The sequence below is a fragment of the Streptomyces blattellae genome, assembly GCF_009709555.1.
GTDB classification, from domain to species: Bacteria; Actinomycetota; Actinomycetes; order Streptomycetales; family Streptomycetaceae; genus Streptomyces; species Streptomyces blattellae.
Map to the genome: position 1 here is coordinate 1 of NZ_WJBG01000158.1, position 17,966 is coordinate 17,966.

At 67.7% G+C, this 17,966-nt stretch carries 16 protein-coding genes and 1 tRNA gene; 9 read left to right on the forward strand and 8 right to left on the reverse strand.

Features of this window, described 5'->3' with window-relative positions:
- Positions 1-158 precede the first annotated feature (158 nt).
- On the forward strand, positions 159-1,835 hold the full coding sequence (locus GFH49_RS18430) for an IS1634 family transposase (protein ID WP_230396364.1): 1,677 nt from the start codon (positions 159-161) through the stop codon (positions 1,833-1,835).
- A gap of 214 nt (positions 1,836-2,049) precedes the next feature.
- Here GFH49_RS18430 and GFH49_RS18435 read toward each other — a convergent pair.
- Positions 2,050-2,136, reverse strand: a tRNA-Leu gene (locus GFH49_RS18435).
- A 474-nt stretch (positions 2,137-2,610) separates the two neighbouring features.
- Here GFH49_RS18435 and GFH49_RS18440 point away from each other — a divergent pair.
- The 7 genes from GFH49_RS18440 to GFH49_RS18470 all read left to right on the forward strand — a co-directional run bounded on the left by GFH49_RS18440 (position 2,611) and on the right by GFH49_RS18470 (position 11,797).
- A complete protein-coding gene (locus GFH49_RS18440) occupies positions 2,611-3,468 on the forward strand; it encodes an FHA domain-containing protein (RefSeq protein WP_155057108.1) in 858 nt (285 codons plus the stop codon).
- A gap of 9 nt (positions 3,469-3,477) precedes the next feature.
- Positions 3,478-3,990: an FHA domain-containing protein FhaB/FipA gene (locus tag GFH49_RS18445; protein ID WP_155057110.1), complete on the forward strand. Its 513-nt coding sequence runs from the start codon at positions 3,478-3,480 to the stop codon at positions 3,988-3,990.
- A 98-nt stretch (positions 3,991-4,088) separates the two neighbouring features.
- The gene (locus tag GFH49_RS18450) at positions 4,089-5,666 is read left to right on the forward strand and encodes a Stp1/IreP family PP2C-type Ser/Thr phosphatase (protein WP_155057295.1); all 1,578 of its coding nucleotides are present in this window, start codon (positions 4,089-4,091) and stop codon (positions 5,664-5,666) included.
- Positions 5,667-5,693: 27 nt separating this feature from the next.
- Positions 5,694-7,130 carry an FtsW/RodA/SpoVE family cell cycle protein gene (locus tag GFH49_RS18455; RefSeq protein ID WP_155057112.1) on the forward strand — a complete coding sequence of 479 codons (1,437 nt, stop codon included), beginning with the start codon at positions 5,694-5,696 and terminating at the stop codon, positions 7,128-7,130.
- Positions 7,127-8,596: a peptidoglycan D,D-transpeptidase FtsI family protein gene (locus tag GFH49_RS18460; protein ID WP_155057114.1), complete on the forward strand. Its 1,470-nt coding sequence runs from the start codon at positions 7,127-7,129 to the stop codon at positions 8,594-8,596. The genes GFH49_RS18455 and GFH49_RS18460 overlap by 4 nt, the downstream gene beginning before the upstream one ends.
- A 173-nt stretch (positions 8,597-8,769) precedes the next feature.
- Entirely contained in the window at positions 8,770-10,752 is a 1,983-nt protein-coding gene (gene pknB / locus GFH49_RS18465) for a Stk1 family PASTA domain-containing Ser/Thr kinase (protein WP_155057115.1), read from the forward strand.
- Between the two features lie 187 nt (positions 10,753-10,939).
- Positions 10,940-11,797: a restriction endonuclease gene (locus GFH49_RS18470; protein ID WP_155057117.1), complete on the forward strand. Its 858-nt coding sequence runs from the start codon at positions 10,940-10,942 to the stop codon at positions 11,795-11,797.
- Between the two features lie 100 nt (positions 11,798-11,897).
- Here the strand turns inward: GFH49_RS18470 and GFH49_RS18475 are convergent, their stop codons facing one another.
- The 6 genes from GFH49_RS18475 to GFH49_RS18505 are packed head-to-tail and all read right to left on the reverse strand — an operon-like array spanning position 11,898 to position 16,383.
- The gene (locus GFH49_RS18475; protein WP_196218041.1) at positions 11,898-12,662 is read right to left on the reverse strand and encodes a class E sortase; all 765 of its coding nucleotides are present in this window, start codon (positions 12,660-12,662) and stop codon (positions 11,898-11,900) included.
- Between the two features lie 6 nt (positions 12,663-12,668).
- On the reverse strand, positions 12,669-14,045 hold the full coding sequence (locus GFH49_RS18480) for a class E sortase (RefSeq protein WP_230396365.1): 1,377 nt from the start codon (positions 14,043-14,045) through the stop codon (positions 12,669-12,671).
- Entirely contained in the window at positions 14,042-14,680 is a 639-nt protein-coding gene (locus tag GFH49_RS18490) for an aminodeoxychorismate/anthranilate synthase component II (protein WP_155057121.1), read from the reverse strand. Before GFH49_RS18490 ends, GFH49_RS18480 begins: the two co-directional genes overlap by 4 nt.
- A complete protein-coding gene (locus tag GFH49_RS18495; RefSeq protein WP_196218053.1) occupies positions 14,677-14,874 on the reverse strand; it encodes a hypothetical protein in 198 nt (65 codons plus the stop codon). The genes GFH49_RS18490 and GFH49_RS18495 overlap by 4 nt, the downstream gene beginning before the upstream one ends.
- Positions 14,875-14,891: 17 nt before the next feature.
- Positions 14,892-15,584 carry a class E sortase gene (locus tag GFH49_RS18500; protein WP_155057123.1) on the reverse strand — a complete coding sequence of 231 codons (693 nt, stop codon included), beginning with the start codon at positions 15,582-15,584 and terminating at the stop codon, positions 14,892-14,894.
- 19 nt (positions 15,585-15,603) lie between these two features.
- Positions 15,604-16,383 (reverse strand): DUF881 domain-containing protein, encoded by a 780-nt coding sequence (locus tag GFH49_RS18505; RefSeq protein WP_155057125.1) that lies wholly within the window; start codon positions 16,381-16,383, stop codon positions 15,604-15,606.
- A gap of 142 nt (positions 16,384-16,525) precedes the next feature.
- Between GFH49_RS18505 and crgA the strand changes: the two genes are divergently transcribed.
- Positions 16,526-16,780, forward strand: a complete 255-nt coding sequence (gene crgA, locus GFH49_RS18510) for a cell division protein CrgA (RefSeq protein WP_155057126.1) — start codon at positions 16,526-16,528, stop codon at positions 16,778-16,780.
- 271 nt (positions 16,781-17,051) lie between these two features.
- Here the strand turns inward: crgA and GFH49_RS18515 are convergent, their stop codons facing one another.
- Positions 17,052-17,954 carry a rhomboid family intramembrane serine protease gene (locus tag GFH49_RS18515; RefSeq protein ID WP_155057128.1) on the reverse strand — a complete coding sequence of 301 codons (903 nt, stop codon included), beginning with the start codon at positions 17,952-17,954 and terminating at the stop codon, positions 17,052-17,054.
- Positions 17,955-17,966: the final 12 nt, after the last annotated feature.

Here is a 17,966-nt window from a genome sequence, read left to right on the forward strand (position 1 = left end):
CCCTGGGTTCGACGTAATTCGAGGGTCCTGGAGGCTCTTGCGGGCTGAAGGTGCAGGTCATCGGGGTACGGACGGCGCAAACGGCTGGAATGGCCTAGAGACACGACTTTTCTGATTCACCTGTGTTGGCCTGCTACTTCGGCCTATCGTCTGGATCCATGTACGTGAGGACGACGAAGCGGGAGAACAAGTCCGGCACGGTCCGGTACCTGCATCTGGCCCACAACGAGTGGGATCCGGTGAAGGGGCGGGCGGTGCCGAAGGTGCTGTTCACCTTCGGCCGCGAAGACGACCTGGACCGCGAGGCGGTCAGGCGTCTGGTCATGTCTCTATCGAAGCTGCTGGAGCCGGGCGACGCGCTGGCCGCAACCGCGGCGTCGGACCTGGAGTTCGTCTCCTCGGTGCCGTTCGGCGGCGCCTATGTGCTCGACCAGCTGTGGCGCCGGCTGCGGATCGACCAGATCGTGGGCCGGGTCGGGCAGCCCAAGCGAGGCCGGCGCCGGGACATGACCGCGACCGAGCGGGTGCTGTTCGCCCTGGTCGCCAACCGGGCGCTGGCCCCGTCGTCGAAGCTCGCGGCGGCGGAGTGGATCACGAACGACGTGCACATCGACGGCCTGGCCGAGACCGGCGAACAGCCCTGCTACCGGGCGATGGACTGGCTGCACGAGGTGCAGGACGACTTGGAGAAGCAGGTGTTCGACGAGGTCGCGAACCTGCTGAACCTGGAAGTCGACCTGCTGTTCTTCGATACCACCAGCACCTACTTCGAACTGGAGGAGCCCGACGAGCCCCTCGCCCGCAACGACGCGGGCCGGCGCCTGGACGCCGACGATGTGGACGACAACGAGGCCAAGCAGGCCGGGTTTCGGACCTACGGCAAGTCGAAGGACTCCCGCGACGACCTGCCGCAGATCGTGATCGGCATGGCGGTCACCCGGGACGGGATACCGGTCCGCTGCTGGTGCTGGCCGGGCAATGCCTCCGACCAGACGCTGATCCGCCAGGTCAAGGACGAGATGCGGGACTGGACCCTGTCCAAGATCGTGTGGGTGGCAGACCGCGGTTTCTCCTCCGCCGCCAACCGCCGCTACCTGCGCAAGGGCGACCACGCCTACATCATCGGCGAGAAGCTCCGCTCCGGAAGTCCCGAGGTGCAGGCCGCCCTGTCCCGGCAGGGCCGCTACCAGGACGTCGGCGAGAACATGCGCGTCAAGGAGGTGCGGATATCCGACACCGACCGGTTCGTGATCTGTTACAACCCCGAAGCGGCCGAGCGCGACCGGCACATGCGTGAACAACTCGTCACCCAGCTCGCCGACCTGATCGCCGACACCGACAAGCTCAGCGACTTCAAGCGCGGCGAACTACGCGGGAAGATCGCCGACAAGCCCGGCCTGAACCGCTACCTTCGGGCCACCCCGGCCGGCAAGCTCCGCGTCGACCAGGCGAAGATCAAGGCGGAGGAGAACCTCGACGGGAAGTACCTCCTGCGCTGCAGCGACCCCCACCTGAGCGCCGAGGACATCGCGCTGGGCTACAAGCAACTGCTCGAAGTCGAGGGCATCAACGGCTACGCCAAGGACACCCTCCGCGAACGCCTCGAGAACCCCGGCACCCGTCGCATCCGCGGAATCGCCGCCCAGGCACTCCTCCTCGCCTTCCAGCTCGCCCACGCCAACAAGCGCAAACTCACCGCCTGGGCCGACGCCGTAGCCCTGAACGGCGACCGCCCCCACCGTCGGCCCACCCGCCGCCGCAAGACCAAGCCCCTGGGCACCTGGACCCCGAAGGGCTACACGACCGCCCCCGAGGAGTCCCAGTCCGACCAGTGAGTCAACTCACACTCAACCCCTCGCGCTGAAGATCAACAAACGAAGACCAGGAAGAGAAGTCCGACTGCCCGGCGGCTCTCCAGCCGCCGGGCAGTCATGCGTGTAAGCAGTCTCACACCGCGTCCAACCTGCACAGACACAACGAAACGGGCTCATCGTGATCACGATGAGCCCGTTTCGTCGGTGCTATCAGGACACTTTCGTCGGTGCCCCCTGGTGCGCGAGGGGGGAGTTGAACCCCCACGCCCTTGCGGGCACTGGAACCTGAATCCAGCGCGTCTGCCTATTCCGCCACCCGCGCATTGGGTGTGTCCTCGGGCCCTTCCCGCTTGGGGTCCGGCGCCTTCCGACACCCAGAACACTAGCACGGCGGCCAGGGTGGATTCACATCCCTTATCCCCGGGAAGCCGCCGACCAGCGACGTCTGGGCCACCGGCCGGGCCGGGCGGCAAACCTCCGAACGCCGGGCTACGTATCAAGGTGTACCGGTTCACGTATCAACCTCGTACCGGTACCGGCCGTCTCCCCAGAAGCCGGTCGGGGTCCACAGTCAGGTGCGGGACACTTGTCTGCGGCCGCCTCTACGATCCTTGGCAGGACCGTGTCCCCGAGGGAGTTCGAAGGGGACCTGAGGAGGGAACTTCGTCAGGCGTCGACAACCGTCGGAATGGGCCGACAGGGGGAACCAGCCGATTCACCGGCGCGTGGATACGATCAGTAAGCAGTACCAGGTAAGAAGCAGTACACAGGACAGCAGCCTAAGAGGAGGTGCCCCATGGGAGTCCTGAAGAAGTTCGAGCAGCGTCTCGAAGGTCTGGTCAACGGCACCTTCGCCAAGGTCTTCAAGTCCGAGGTGCAGCCCGTGGAGATCGCGGGAGCACTCCAGCGCGAGTGCGACAACAACGCCACCATCTGGAACCGCGACCGCACCGTCGTACCCAATGACTTCATCGTGGAGCTGAGCACGCCGGACTTCGAGCGGCTCAGCCCCTACTCCGGCCAGCTCGGGGACGAGCTCGCCGGCATGGTGCGCGACTACGCCAAGCAGCAGCGCTACACCTTCATGGGCCCCATCAAGGTCAACCTGGACAAGGCGGACGACCTCGACACCGGCCTGTACCGGGTGCGCAGCCGCACGCTCGCCGGCTCCACCGACCAGCAGGCCCCGGCCGGCGCCCCCGCGCCCCCGCCGGCCGGCCGCCCCGGCGGCGGATACGGCTACCCGCAGCCCGCCGCGCCCGCGGGCCCCCCGCCCATGCCGTCCGCGCCGCCGCCCGGCGGCCGCCCCGGCGGTTACGGCTACCCGCAGCCCGCGGGCGGCCAGCGTCCCCCGGCCCCCGCGGCCGGCGGCCGCACCCGCCACTGGATCGAGATCAACGGCACCCGCCATCAGATCTCCCGCGCGACGCTGGTGCTGGGCCGCAGCACCGACGCCGACGTGCGGATCGACGACCCCGGCGTCTCCCGCCGGCACTGCGAGATCCGGACCGGAACGCCCTCGACGATCCAGGATCTCGGATCCACCAACGGCATTGTGGTGGACGGGCAGCACACCACCCGCGCTACGCTCCGCGACGGCTCGCGGATCGTCGTGGGCAGCACCACCATCATTTACCGGCAAGCCGAAGGGTGAAGCGGGGGCATGTCAGAGCTGACCCTCACGGTCATGCGGCTGGGTTTCCTGGCCGTACTGTGGCTGTTCGTGATCGTGGCCGTGCAGGTCATCCGCAGCGACCTGTTCGGAACGCGCGTCACCCAGCGCGGCTCGCGCCGGGAGGCGGGCCGGGCGCAGCAGGCCCAGCGCCAGGCGCCCCCGCAGCAGCGCCAGCAGCCCGCCCCCGGCGGTCGCAGGGGGCGTAACGCCCCGACGAAGCTCGTCGTGTCCGAGGGCACCCTCACCGGCACGACCGTCGCGCTGCAGGGCCAGACCATCACCCTGGGCCGGGCGCACGACAGCACGATCGTGCTGGACGACGACTACGCCTCCAGCCGCCATGCCAGGATCTACCCGGACCGCGACGGCCAGTGGATCGTCGAGGACCTGGGCTCCACCAACGGCACATACCTGGACCGGTCCCGGCTGACGACCCCTACACCGATCCCGCTGGGCGCACCGATCCGCATCGGCAAGACCGTCATCGAGCTGCGGAAGTAGTGCTACGTCATGAAAGAGCACGAGCGGAGCGAGCACGCAGCGGCGGTCCACACCCCGGACCCCGGCGCGCTCCCGACCGGAGGGTGGGCACCGTGCGGATGTACCCGGAGCCGACGGGCGAGGTGCGCATGAGTCTGTCACTGCGCTTCGCCGCCGGATCGCACAAAGGCATGATCCGGGAGGGCAACGAGGACTCCGGATACGCAGGGCCCCGCCTGCTCGCCATCGCCGACGGCATGGGCGGCGCCGCGGCCGGCGAGGTCGCCTCCTCCGAGGCGATCTCCACGATCGTCGCCCTCGACGACGACGTCCCCGGCTCCGACGTCCTGACCTCGCTCGGTACGGCCGTACAGCGCGCCAACGACCAGCTGCGCGCGATGGTCGAAGAGGACCCGCAGCTGGAGGGCATGGGAACCACCCTCACCGCCCTGCTGTGGACCGGCCAGCGGCTCGGGCTCGTACACGTCGGCGACTCGCGCGCGTATCTGCTCCGCGACGGCGTCCTCACCCAGATCACGCAGGACCACACCTGGGTGCAGCGGCTGGTCGACGAGGGCCGCATCACCGAAGAGGAAGCCACCACCCACCCCCAACGCTCCCTGCTGATGCGGGCGTTGGGCAGCGGCGACCACGTCGAGCCCGACCTCTCCATCCGCGAAGTCCGCGCCGGCGACCGCTACTTGATCTGCTCCGACGGCCTCTCCGGCGTCGTCTCCCACCAGACGCTTGAGGACACCCTCGCCAGCTACCAGGGCCCGCAGGAGACCGTCCAGCAGCTGATCGAACTCGCGCTGCGCGGCGGCGGCCCCGACAACATCACCGTCATCGTCGCCGATGTCCTCGACCTGGACACCGGCGACACCCTCGCCGGGCAACTGTCCGACACCCCCGTCGTGGTGGGCGCCGTCGCCGAGAACCAGAACCACCTGCACGACAACGGCATCATGCAGACCCCGGCAGGACGCGCCTCCGGACTCGGCCGCCAGGTCCCCGGCCAGGGCGGCGGCGAGTTCGGCCCGCCCAGCACCGGCGACACCACCGGCTACATCCCCGAAGGCGGCTTCGGGGACTACACCGACGACGACTTCGTCAAACCGCGGCGGGGCCGCAAGTGGCTGAAGAGATCCCTCTACGGCGCCCTCACGCTCGCCGTCATCGGCGGCGGGCTCTACGGCGGCTGGCGCTGGACGCAGACGCAGTACTACGTCGGCGTCAATGACGAGCATGTCGCCCTGTACCGGGGCATCAGCCAGGACCTCGCCTGGGTCTCGCTGTCGGACGTGGAGAAGGACCACCCCGAGATCGAACTCAAGTACCTGCCGCCGTACCAGCAGAAACTCGTCGAGGACACCATCGCCGAAGGTGATCTGAAGCAGGCCCAGAAGAAGATCGACGAACTGGCCGTGCAGGCCTCCGCGTGCAAGAAGCGGTCCGAGCAGCAGGCGGCCGAGAGCGAGAACAACTCCAATACCGGCCAGGGTGAGGCCGGAGGCACCACGGGAACCACCCGAAGCTCCCTCACGTCCAAGGCGACACCGACTCCCAACCCGTCGGGCTCGCCCTCGGACTCCCCGTCCACCGCCCCGTCCTCGTCCCCGACCGCACCCACTCCCACCCCCGGCCCCACTCTCTCGGAGGAAGAGCAGAAGGTCGTCTCGCAGTGCGGTACGCAGTAGGCAAGCCGTGAGAGGCCCCGTCACACGATGAGCAGTTCTACCAACACGTCGACGCACCACACGTCCACGATCGGCGCGATCGGCACGCCGAGCCGGCGCAACACCGAGCTCGCCCTGCTGGTGTTCGCCGTCCTCATCCCGGTCTTCGCCTACGCCAACGTCGGCCTCGCCATCAACGACGAGGTCCCGGCCGGCCTGCTGAGCTACGGCCTGGGCCTCGGCCTCCTGGCCGGCGTCGCCCATCTCGTCGTACGCAAGTTCGCCCCGTACGCGGACCCGCTGATGCTGCCTCTGGCCACGCTGCTCAACGGACTCGGGCTGGTCGCCATCTGGCGGCTGGACCAGTCCGCGCTGCTGCGGGAAATCAACGTCGCCGGCGGCAAGGCGACCAACCAGCTGCTGTACACGGCCATGGGCATCGCGCTGTTCGCCGTCGTGATGGTCTTCCTCAAGGACCACCGGGTCCTGCAGCGGTACACCTACATCTCCATGGTCGGCGCGCTGATCCTGCTGCTCCTGCCGCTCGTCCCGGGCCTCGGGCTGGACGTCTTCGGCGCCAGGATCTGGATCCAGATCGGCTCCTTCACCATCCAGCCCGGTGAGTTCGCGAAGATCGCCCTCGCCGTCTTCTTCGCCGGCTATCTGATGGTCAAGCGCGACGCGCTCGCCCTCGCCAGCCGCCGCTTCATGGGCCTGTACCTGCCGCGCGGCCGCGACCTCGGCCCGATCCTCGTCGTCTGGGCGATGTCGATCCTGATCCTGGTCTTCGAGACCGACCTCGGTACGTCGCTGCTGTTCTTCGGAATGTTCATCATCATGCTGTACGTCGCCACCGAGCGGACCAGCTGGATCGTCTTCGGTCTGCTGATGTCCGCGGTCGGCGCCGTCGGCGTGGCCAGCTTCGAGTCGCACATCCAGCAGCGCATCGACGCCTGGCTCGACCCGATGCGCGAGTACACCCTCAGCCAGCAGGGCGTCGCCGGCCACTCCGAGCAGGCGATGCAGGCACTGTGGGCCTTCGGCTCCGGCGGCACCCTCGGCACCGGCTGGGGCCAGGGCCACTCCGAACTCATCCGGTTCGCCGCCAACTCCGACTTCATCCTCGCCACCTTCGGCGAGGAACTGGGCCTGGCCGGCGTGATGGCACTGCTGCTGCTCTACGGCCTGATCGTCGAGCGCGGCGTGCGCACCGCCCTCGCCGCCCGCGACCCGTTCGGAAAACTGCTCGCCATCGGCCTGTCCGGCGCCTTCGCGCTCCAGGTCTTCGTCGTCGCCGGCGGCGTCATGGGCCTGATCCCGCTGACCGGTATGACGATGCCGTTCCTGGCGTACGGAGGTTCCTCCGTCATCGCCAACTGGGCGCTCATCGGCGTCCTGATCAGGATCAGCGACACCGCCCGCCGTCCGGCACCCGCTCCCGCCCCCAACCCCGACGCCGAGATGACCCAGGTGGTCCGCCCGTGAACAAGCCCCTGCGCCGGATCGCGATCTTCTGCGGACTCCTGGTACTCACCCTGCTCATCCGGGACAACTGGCTGCAGTACGTCCAGGCCGACCAGCTGAAGGACGACCCCAAGAACCGCCGCGTCGCCATCGCCCGCTACGCCACCCCGCGCGGCGACATCATCGTCGACGGCAAGGCCATCACCGGCCACGCCACGACGGAGGGCGACTTCAAGTACAAGCGCACCTACAAGGACGGCGCCATGTGGGCGCCCGTCACCGGCTTCGTCTCCCAGGCCTACGGCGCCAACCAGCTGGAGTCCATCGAGGACGGCATCCTCACCGGCGACGACGACCGGCTCTTCTTCCGCAACACCCTCGACATGATCACGGGCGAGCCGAAGGAGGGCGGCAACGTCGTCACCACCCTCAACGCCGCCGCGCAGAAGGCCGCGTACGAAGGCCTGGCGGCGCAGGGCGGCAAGGGCGCCGTCGCCGCGATAGAACCATCCACCGGCAAGATCCTGGCGCTGGCCTCCTACCCGTCGTACGACCCCTCGACGATCGCCGGCAGCAGCACCTCCGACGAAGAGGCGTGGAAGAAGCTCCAGAAGAACGAGAACCCCGACGACCCGATGCTGAACCGGGCGCTGCGCGAGGTCTACCCGCCCGGCTCCACCTTCAAGGTCGTCACCGCGGCCGCCGCGCTGGAGAACGGCCTGTACACGGACGCCGACAGCAAGACCAACTCGCCGCTGCCGTGGACCATGCCGGGCACCACCACCGAGCTGGAGAACGAGGGCAACATCCCCTGCAAGGACGCGACGCTCCGGGTCGCCCTGCAGTACTCCTGCAATACCGTCTTCGGCAAGATCGGCTCCGACCTCGGCAACGACAAGATGCTGGAAGAGGCCAAGAAGTTCGGCTTCACCGAGGAGCAGTTCACGCCGGTCCGCTCCAGCGCGTCGGTCTTCTCCGACGACATGAACCAGTCGCAGACCGCACTGTCCTCCATCGGCCAGTTCAACACCGCCGCGACGCCGCTGCAGATGGCCATGGTCGCCTCGGCCGTCGCCAACGACGGTGAGCTGATGAAGCCGTACATGGTGGACGAACTCCAGGCGCCGAACCTCGACCCCGTCGAGAAGACCGAACCGGAGCCGATGAGCCGCCCGCTGTCGGCGAAGAACGCGCAGATCCTCCAGTCGATGATGGAGACCGTCGTCTCCGACGGCACCGGCCAGAACGCGCAGATCAACGGCGTCACCGTGGGCGGCAAGACCGGTACCGCCCAGCACGGCGTCGACAACAGCGAGAACCCCTACGCCTGGTTCCTGTCGTACGCCAAGACCGACGAGGGCTCGCCGGTCGCCGTGGCCGTGGTCGTCGAGGACGAGGATGCCGTCCGTGACGACATCTCCGGCGGTGGCCTCGCGGCGCCCATCGCCAAGAGCGTGATGGAGGCGGTCATCGACAGCAAGCGGTGAGAACCCCGTCACGTCGCCTTCGCATCGCCGCACGTTGCGATACCGGTCCTGTATCGGCTGACGGGCTTGGCCAGGTCACACAGAGCGAGCCGGGTACGGTAGGCCCGGACGGCAGTCTCCGATCCGCACACGAGTGCGGACCGGGACCGACGGAGAGGGCTGGTAGGTAGCTTATGGAAGAGCCGCGTCGCCTCGGCGGCCGGTACGAGCTGGGCCAGGTGCTCGGCCGCGGTGGCATGGCGGAGGTCTACCTCGCCCATGACACCCGCCTCGGCCGCACCGTGGCAGTGAAGACGCTGCGCGCGGACCTCGCACGCGATCCGTCCTTCCAGGCCCGCTTCCGCCGGGAGGCCCAGTCGGCCGCCTCACTCAACCACCCCGCGATCGTGGCGGTCTACGACACGGGCGAGGACTACATCGACAACGTGTCGATCCCGTACATCGTCATGGAGTACGTCGACGGCTCCACGCTCCGTGAGCTGCTGCACTCCGGCCGCAAGCTGCTGCCGGAGCGCGCCATGGAGATGACCATCGGCATCCTCCAGGGCCTGGAGTACGCCCACCGCAACGGCATCGTCCACCGCGACATCAAGCCCGCCAACGTCATGCTGACGCGCAACGGCCAGGTCAAGGTGATGGACTTCGGCATCGCCCGCGCCATGGGCGACTCCGGCATGACGATGACCCAGACCTCCGCCGTCATCGGCACCGCGCAGTACCTCTCGCCGGAGCAGGCGAAGGGCGAGCAGGTCGACGCACGATCGGACCTGTACTCGACGGGTTGCCTGCTGTACGAGCTCCTGACGGTCCGCCCGCCGTTCGTGGGCGACTCCCCGGTGGCGGTCGCGTACCAGCACGTACGCGAGGAACCCCAGCCCCCCTCCGTCTTCGACCCCGAGATCACGCCCGAAATAGACGCGATCGTCCTGAAGGCGCTGACCAAGGACCCCAACTACCGCTACCAGTCCGCCGACGAGATGCGCGCCGACATCGAGGCCTGCCTCGACGGCCAGCCGGTCGCCGCCACCGCCGCGATGGGCTCCGTCGGCTACGGCGGCTACCCCGACGACCAGCCGACCACGGCCCTGCGCTCCGCCGACGCCGGCGCCACGTCGATGCTGCCGCCGATGAACCCGGACGACGGCGGCTTCGGCTACGACGACCGACCGGACCGGCGACGCCAGAAGTCGAACACATCGACGGTCCTGCTGGTCATCGCAGGTGTGCTGGTGCTGGTCGGTGCGGTCCTGATCGGGACGTGGGTGGTCAACGGCAGCGGCGGCGCAAGCAACGACACCGTGGCGGTGCCGAACTTCGTCGACCAGACACTGGAAGACGCCCGCAAGCTGGCCGACAACGCGGAACTCACCCTCAACCCCACGAACAAGGCGTGCGAGAACACGCCCAGCGGCTCCATCTGCTCCCAGAACCCCCAGCCCCCGACCGAGGTCAAGAAGGGCAGCACCGTCGAGGTCGTGGTGTCCACGGGGGCGCCGAAGGTCACCATCCCCAGCGTGATCAACCTCAGCCTCGACGAGGCCAAGGAAAAGCTTGAGGGCGACGACTACCAACTCGTCGTCAAGACGGAGACCCGGGAGTCTCCGGACGCCCCGAACACCGTCCTGGAGCAGGATCCGGTCCCTGGCCAGGAGGTGGAGAAGGGTTCGACGATCACCCTCACCATCTCCAAGGCCGAGGAGAAGGCCACTGTCCCGGATGTCACCGGCCAGTCCTGTGACGCGGCCAAGGCCCAGATGGACGCCAACAACCTCACCGGCAACTGCGTCGACGTCGAGACCGCCGACCCGAACCTGGTTGGCAAGGTCATCAACACCACGCCGGCAGCGGGCTCGTCGGTCGACAAGGACTCCACGATCCAGATCAACATCGGCAAGGCCCAGCAGCAGACCGCGGTGCCGAACGTCGTCGGAGGGACGGTGTCGCAGGCCAGGCAGACGCTCCAGGCACAGGGCTTCACGAACATCCAGTTCGCCAACGGCAGCGACCAGAGCGACACCGCGATCGTGACCGCCCAGGACCCCGGCGCGAACACACCGGTCGGCGACCCGGCCGGCACGACGATCACCCTCACGACCGTCGGCTTCGGCAACGGCAACGGCAACGGAGGCATCATCGGAGGCAACGACTCCGACTGACCTCGCCGCAACGTGAGTGGGCCCTGCCGGGACTTCTGGCAGGGCCCACTTGCTTCTGTTGTGCAGCTCCGCATAGCCGTACACACCTCGATCGTGTCTTCGTATTTCACGACTCGTTGATCGGGTGGGGTGGGGCATCAGAGCTCTGCCCTGGCCATACGGCCACGACACGAGCGGAAGGCAGACCGTGATCAACGAACAGGCTCTACTGGAATCGCAGGCCCTGCGCGGCAGCGTGCTCGACCGCACGGACGTGCTCGACCGCACGGACGTGCTCGACCGAGTGAAGGTGCTGTCACTGCTGCCGGACGGGATGCATGTGACGACGGCGATGGTGGCGGCGTACTTCGAGGTGGGGCTCAAGGCCATCGAGTCCCTCGTGCTCGATCATCGAGACGAGATGGCAGCCAGCGGCTACCGCGTTTTGTCAGGTGCAGAACTGACATCCTTCAAGGAGGTCAGTGGGATTCAGTCGCGCTCTCGAGCCCTCGCGCTGTTTCCCCGCCGAGCCGTCCTCAACGTCGCCATGCTGCTCCGCGACAGCGAAACCGCACGTCAGGTGCGTGTGTACCTCCTCGACATGGAGCACCTGGCGCGTACACAGCCTGTGGAAAACTCTGTCCACACAGGCCCAGTGACTCTCGATGACCGCATCGACCAGCGCATCGCCCACATCCTGGGCAAGACCGTCGTCCCGATGTTCAACGCTCTGATCGAAACGTCGGGCGAGCACCGCAAGGAGCTGATCGCCCTGCGGGCGGGAGTCCAGCGCATCGAACGACGGCTCCACCAGCACCACGCCCGGCTGCAGCGGCTCGAAGGGGTACGAGACGACCGGCCTGCCGTGGGTGTCATGGCTGCCATGGACGCCATGAACGGCCGCACCTTCGAGCGCCACATCGCCAAGCTGCTGCTCCGGGACGGTTGCACCAACGTAGTCGTCCAGGGCGGCCGCGGGGACCGGGGCGTCGACATCATCGGGCTCACGGCCGACGGGCGACGCCGGTGTGGAGCACCGGGGGAACCGCTGAGGGTTCTGGAGTGAGCACGGCGTGACGCACAAGGCCCGAAGTCGCAAGAGTTGGTTGCGGCTTCGGGCCTCCTTCATGCTAGGTGACTGGCCCTCTTTCGGAAGGCCAGTCACCTCACTGCAACTCCTTCGGCGGCGTCCGCTCCTCGTTCACCTTCTCCACCCGCTCCAACTCGCCCCACACCACATAGCGATACCGGGACGTGAACACCGGCGTGCAGGTCGTCAGCGTGATGTACTTGCCGGCCTTCTTCTTGCCCGACTCCTTCGGGATGGGCGAGAGGACCTTGACGTTGTACTTCGAGGTCTCGGGCAGGACGGCGTAGACCTTGTAGACGTACCAGTTGTCCTTCGTCTCGAAGACGATCGGGTCGCCCTTGTCGATCTTGTCGATGTTGTGGAACTTGGCGCCGTGGCCGTCGCGGTGCGCGGCGAGGCTGAAGTTGCCGTTCTTGTCACTGGTGGGGAGGGCGGCCTTGACGGGGTCGACGTAGTAGCCGGCGACGCCATCGTTGAGGACGCTGGAGGATGTGCCCTTCTCGACAAGGATCTCGCCCTTGCTCATCGCGGGGACATGCAGGAAGCCGATGCCGTTCTTGCTGTCGAAGGCGACGGAGCCGGAGTCGTCGTCGCGGGCCCAGGTGTCGCGGACCCTGTCGGCCTGCTTTTCGGCCTCCCGGTCCGCGATGACGTTCGTCCACCACAGCGAGTAGACGACGAACAGGCCGAGCACCAGGCCCGCCGTGATGAGGAGTTCGCCGAAGACACTGACCGCCATGGCGATCCGCCCGGGGCCACGGCGGCGCGGGGCGGGCGCGGATTCGGGCGCGTCGGTGCGCTCTGCGTGCTCGGTGTCGTCAGTGGTCGCTGCCACGTTCATCCGCCCTTACGAGACGAGCGCATCCGGCTTCCCCTTGCTGCGCGGCCGTTCCTCGACCATCTTGCCCCAGACGATCATCCGGTACTTACTGGTGAACTCCGGCGTGCAGGTCGTCAGCGTGATGTACCGGCCGGGCCCGGTGAAACCGGCGGCCTTGGGCACGGGATCGAGCACGCTCACGTTGCTCGGCGAGGTCACCGGCAGGATCGACTCCATCTTGTAGACGTAGTACGCGTCCTGCGTCTCGACGACGATCGGATCGCCCGGCTCAAGCTTGTTGATGTACCGGAACGGCTCACCATGCGTGTTGCGATGCCCCGCCAGCCCGAAGTTGCCGGTCTTCGCACTGGGCATCGCCGTCTTCAGCGCGCCCTCGCCGTAGTGGCCGACCATCCCCTTGTCGAGCACCTTCTCGTTGCTGACGCCCTCGGCTATCGGCACCACCACGTCCAGCTTCGGCATGTACAGGAGGGCGAAACCCTGCCCCGGCTCGAAGGTCCCCGGAGCGCGCTTCCCGCTCGCCCAGTCCTCCTGGAGGTCGCTCGCCGCCTTCCCGGCCTGCGCATGCGCCCGGACGTTCGTCCACCACAGCTGGTAGGTGACGAACAGCAGCATCAGCACACCGGTGGTGATGAACACCTCACCGATCGCCCGGCTGGCCATGACACCGGCGCTCGGCTTGTTCGCCCGCGCCCGCCGACGAGCCTCCACGCGCGACAGCGGCCGGTCGTCCGCCGCCTCGGCCGGAGATGCCCCCTCCTGCGTCTCCCGAGCTCCGCCATGCCGCCCGTGACGGCGCTTGGCTGCCTTTCTGCGGGCCGCTCGGCCGCCCGGGGCGGGTTCGGTGGCCGACGCGGCGGAGGACGCGTCAGAAGCCGATATGGCCTCGCCGTCGCCGACTGCGGGAGGCGGATCGGGTATCCGCAGCGCGACGGTCTCCTCGTCGACGGGAGGCAGGAAGGGCTCACCGCCGGACAGTATGGAAGCGTCGTCCACGGGGGTTTGGTACGAGGCGTTGTCGACGGGCGTGCGATACGGGGCGTCACCGCCAGGCGTGCGATACGCGGCGTCGTCGGCAGAACGCCGGTACGACGACGGTGTGTACGGCTCCTGCGCCGCGTAGGCATGCGCCTCCTGCGCCGCGTACGCCTGCGTGTCCTCCACCCCGTACGCCCGCGGCTTCCGGCCGTACCCCTCCCGCACTCCTTGGCCGTACGCCCCCTGCCCGCCCTGCCGGTCCTGCTGGTCCTGCCGGTTCTCTCCCTGCCAGTCCTCGAACGCGCCTGGCGCCCCGTACGGCTGCTCTCCGTACGAGGTCCCCTGGTCGCCGGCGTCGCCGTAGGCTGCCGCGCCGGACTCGCGCTCGGGACGCAGGGCGGTCACGCCGAGGCCCTGCCCACCACCGGGGCGAGCCCCGACGACCTCGCCACGGCACCCTGGTCGCCGCACTCCACCAGCCAGTTGGCCAGCATCCGGTGACCGTGCTCGGTCAGCACCGACTCGGGGTGGAACTGCACGCCCTCGACCGGGAGTTCGCGGTGACGCAGGCCCATGATGATCCCGTCGTGCGTACGGGCGGTGACTTCGAGCTCGGCCGGGACCGTCTCGGGCTCCGCCGCCAGGGAGTGATAGCGGGTCGCCGTGAAGGGCGTCGGCAGACCCGCGAAGACGCCCTTGCCCTGATGCTCGACCAGCGAGGTCTTGCCGTGCAGCAACTCGGGCGCACGGTCCACGACACCGCCGTACGCCACCTGCATCGACTGCATGCCGAGGCAGACGCCGAAGACGGGCACCCCGGTGGCGGCGCAGTGCCGGACCATGTCCACACAGACCCCGGCCTGCTCCGGCGTACCCGGGCCCGGCGACAGCAGCACCCCGGCGAAGCCGTCCTGGGCGTGCGCCGTCGACACCTCGTCGTTGCGCAGAACCTCGCACTCGGCACCCAGCTGGTACAGGTACTGGACCAGGTTGAAGACGAAGCTGTCGTAGTTGTCGACGACGAGAATGCGCGCGCTCACTGGTTGTCCACCGTCACATCGTTGAAGGGAAGCAGCGGTTCGGCCCACGGGAAGACGTACTGGAAGAGGACGTAGACCACGGCCACGACCAGCATGAGCGAGAGCAGCGCCTTCACCCATGCGTTCCCCGGCAGATGCCGCCAGATCCAGCCGTACATGCCGTCCCTTCCGTCGCACCACGGCCCCAGACTCACGCCGTACCCGCACCAGACTAACGGCGCAGGGCCTCTGGTTTCCCGGCCTCCACAGGCTGGGTGGAGTCGAGATGCGCCCAGACGATCAGCCGGTGGCTGTGTCCCCACTCCGGTTCGCAGGTGGTCAGCGTGAGATAGCGGCCCGCACGCGTGTATCCCGATTTACGCGGCACAGGATCGATCACCTCAACGTCTGTGGGCACGGTTTTGTAGGGCCCTTTGTCGATCCTGTACGTGAACCACGTCGCCCCGTCCGTCAGCACCACCGCATCCCCCGGCCTCAGCTTTGGGAAGTCCTTGAACGGGTCTCCGTACGTGCGCCGATGCCCGGCAACCGAGAAGTTGCCCTTCTGCCCGAGCTGGGCGGTCCGCGCGTAGTGGCCGAGGCCCTTCTTGAGGGTGTCGGTGGCGGTGCCCTCCAGCACGGGCTTGTTCCACGTGAAACCAAGACGCGGGATGTACATGATCGCGAAAGCCTCGCCGCTCTCGTACGGCGCCGGCTCAGCGGGCGCGGCTGAAGCGCCGGGCGCCGTCGTCGGCGCGGACCGTACAGCACCGCGCGCCCACTGTTCCTCAAGCTGGTCGATCTGCTCGCCCATGTCGTTGTCGGCCTTCACGCCGGTCCAGAACAGCACATAGCCGACGAACAGGACTATCAAGGTGCCTACGGTGATACAGAGCTCGCTGACGGTCCTGACGACGACACGCACCGGCAGCTCCTGAACGGACTCACTCCACGGGCTGGGCGTACTGCAGATCCACTGTGCCCGAGTAACCCGGCAGAGTCACCGGCCCGTTCTCCTCGACTTTCCAGCCGAGCCCGTAGACGTCGACGTACACCATGTAGTTCTGGATCGCCGCAGACGCGGTGAGCGCCTTCTGCAGCTCCTCCGGGTCCCCGACCGCCGTGATCTTGTACGGCGGCGAGTAGACGCGGCCCTGAAGGATCAGGGTGTTGCCCACACACCGCACGGCGCTGGTGGAGATCAGCCGCTGGTCCATGACCTTGATGCCCTTGGCACCGCCCTGCCAGAGCGCGTTCACCACGGCCTGGAGGTCCTGCTGGTGGATGACCAGGTAGTCGGGCTCCGGCTCGGGGTAGCCGGGGAGCTTGGCGGTGGCGTCCGGCGGAGCGTCATTGAGGGTGACCGTGATCGCCTCACCGGTGAGCTTCTGGGTGCCCGCGTTCTTCTCCAGGCCCGCCAGCTTGTCGTCCTCGGCCTTGCTGCCGCCGTCGTCCCGCCCGGCGAGCGCGTCGATGTCGTCCCGCAGGCCCGCGTTGGACTCGTCGAGCTCGCCGTTGTTGTGACTGCGCTCCTGAATCAGGTCGGACAGCCTCAGCAAGGAGTCATCCGTACGGATGTTGGTGCCTTTGGCAGTATTGAAACTGGTGAAGAAGATGAGCCCCGCGAGAGCGAAGACGCCCGCCGTGAGCACCCGCACGGGCCGGAAACGGCGTTCGCGGGCAGGACTGGATCCTGTCCCGGGGGAGTCGGCAGAATTGCTCAACGTACCCTTATCTCCTTCGGCACCGCGGAAGCACTACGCTAACGGACGCCCGGGGGAGCGCTAAGAGTCCCCTTGTACGCTGCCCCGGAGCCCACCCCAGTTCCCTGCGCGGCCACGCAGCGCATCGACAGGAGAGACCCTCGTGCCGAAGTCACGTATCCGCAAGAAGGCCGACTACACGCCGCCTCCGGCGAAGCAGGCGACCGCCCTCAACCTCAACAGCCGTGCCTGGGTCGCGCCCGTCATGCTGGGCATGTTCCTCCTCGGCCTGGCATGGATCGTCCTGTTCTACGTCACCGACGGCTCACTGCCCATCGACGGTCTGGACAACTGGAACATCGTCGTGGGCTTCGGCTTCATCGCCGCCGGATTCGGTGTCTCGACCCAGTGGAAGTAGCGGCCACAGGCCGGTGAACACAGCTCTGCCCAGGGCTATCCGGTGAGTTATCCACAGCTTGTAAAGATTTCCACACGCCGCCTGGGGATAAAGAACGACGATCTGTGGATAACCCACCGAGCGTTGACGCCGGTACGACTGTCGCACGACAGATTCGGAAACATGTTCGCCCCCTGCCTGACCTGCGGAAACAAAGGTCAGGAACAGGGGGCACACCTGTTCCCGCACAGCGTGCACAAGATCCGCCACATGCTGTGGACAATGCTGGGGATCACGTGAGCTGGGCTGTCCTCAACAGAGTCACTCCGACGATCACGGCCAGGAGCAGCACACAGCTGCCGTACTGGATGAGATTCCGCCGCTCCCTCGGGGCGTGGACCATGGCATAGCCGATCAGCAGGCCGCCGACAAGTCCGCCGATGTGGGCCTGCCAGGCGATGTTGCTCCACCCGAAGGTAAAGATCAGGTTGATCACCAGGAGGGCGATGATCGGCCGCATGTCGTAGTTCAGGCGGCGGACGAGGACGGCGGTGGCGCCGAAGAGGCCGAAGATGGCTCCGGATGCGCCGAGCGAGGCTGTGGTCGGAGATTCGATCAGGTAGGTCAGGGCGCTGCCCGACAGTCCGGAGATCAGGTAGAGGGAGATGTAGCGGGCCCGGCCGAGGGCGGCTTCGAGGGGGCCGCCGAGCCACCACAGGCTGAGCATGTTGAAGGCGATGTGCCAGACGGCCTCGTGCGTGAACATCGCGGTGAACATGCGGTACCACTCGCCCTCGGCGACGCCTTCGGTGGGCGTGAAGGGGGCGGGGGGCCATTCGCCGATGAGGACGAGGTCGTTCAGGAGCGACGACGATGACTGGACCGCGATGAAGACCGCGAGGTTGATCCCGATGAGGATCTTGGTGAGGAGTCGGGGGTCGGCGGTGACGGTGCCGCCGGCGATGGTGCGGGGCCGGGATGCGGTGGGCGAGACGCCGGTGCCGGTGCCTTCACGGACGCAGTGGGGGCATTGGAAGCCGACGGCGGCGCTGACCATGCACTCGGGGCAGATGGGGCGATCGCAGCGGGTGCAGCGCACGCCGGTCTCGCGGTCCGGGTGCCGGTAGCAGACGGGTGCGCTCTGGGCGGGCCCCTGGTTTTCCGGGCCCTGTGGGCTGCCTGGCGCCTGGTCCATGAGATCCCCTCG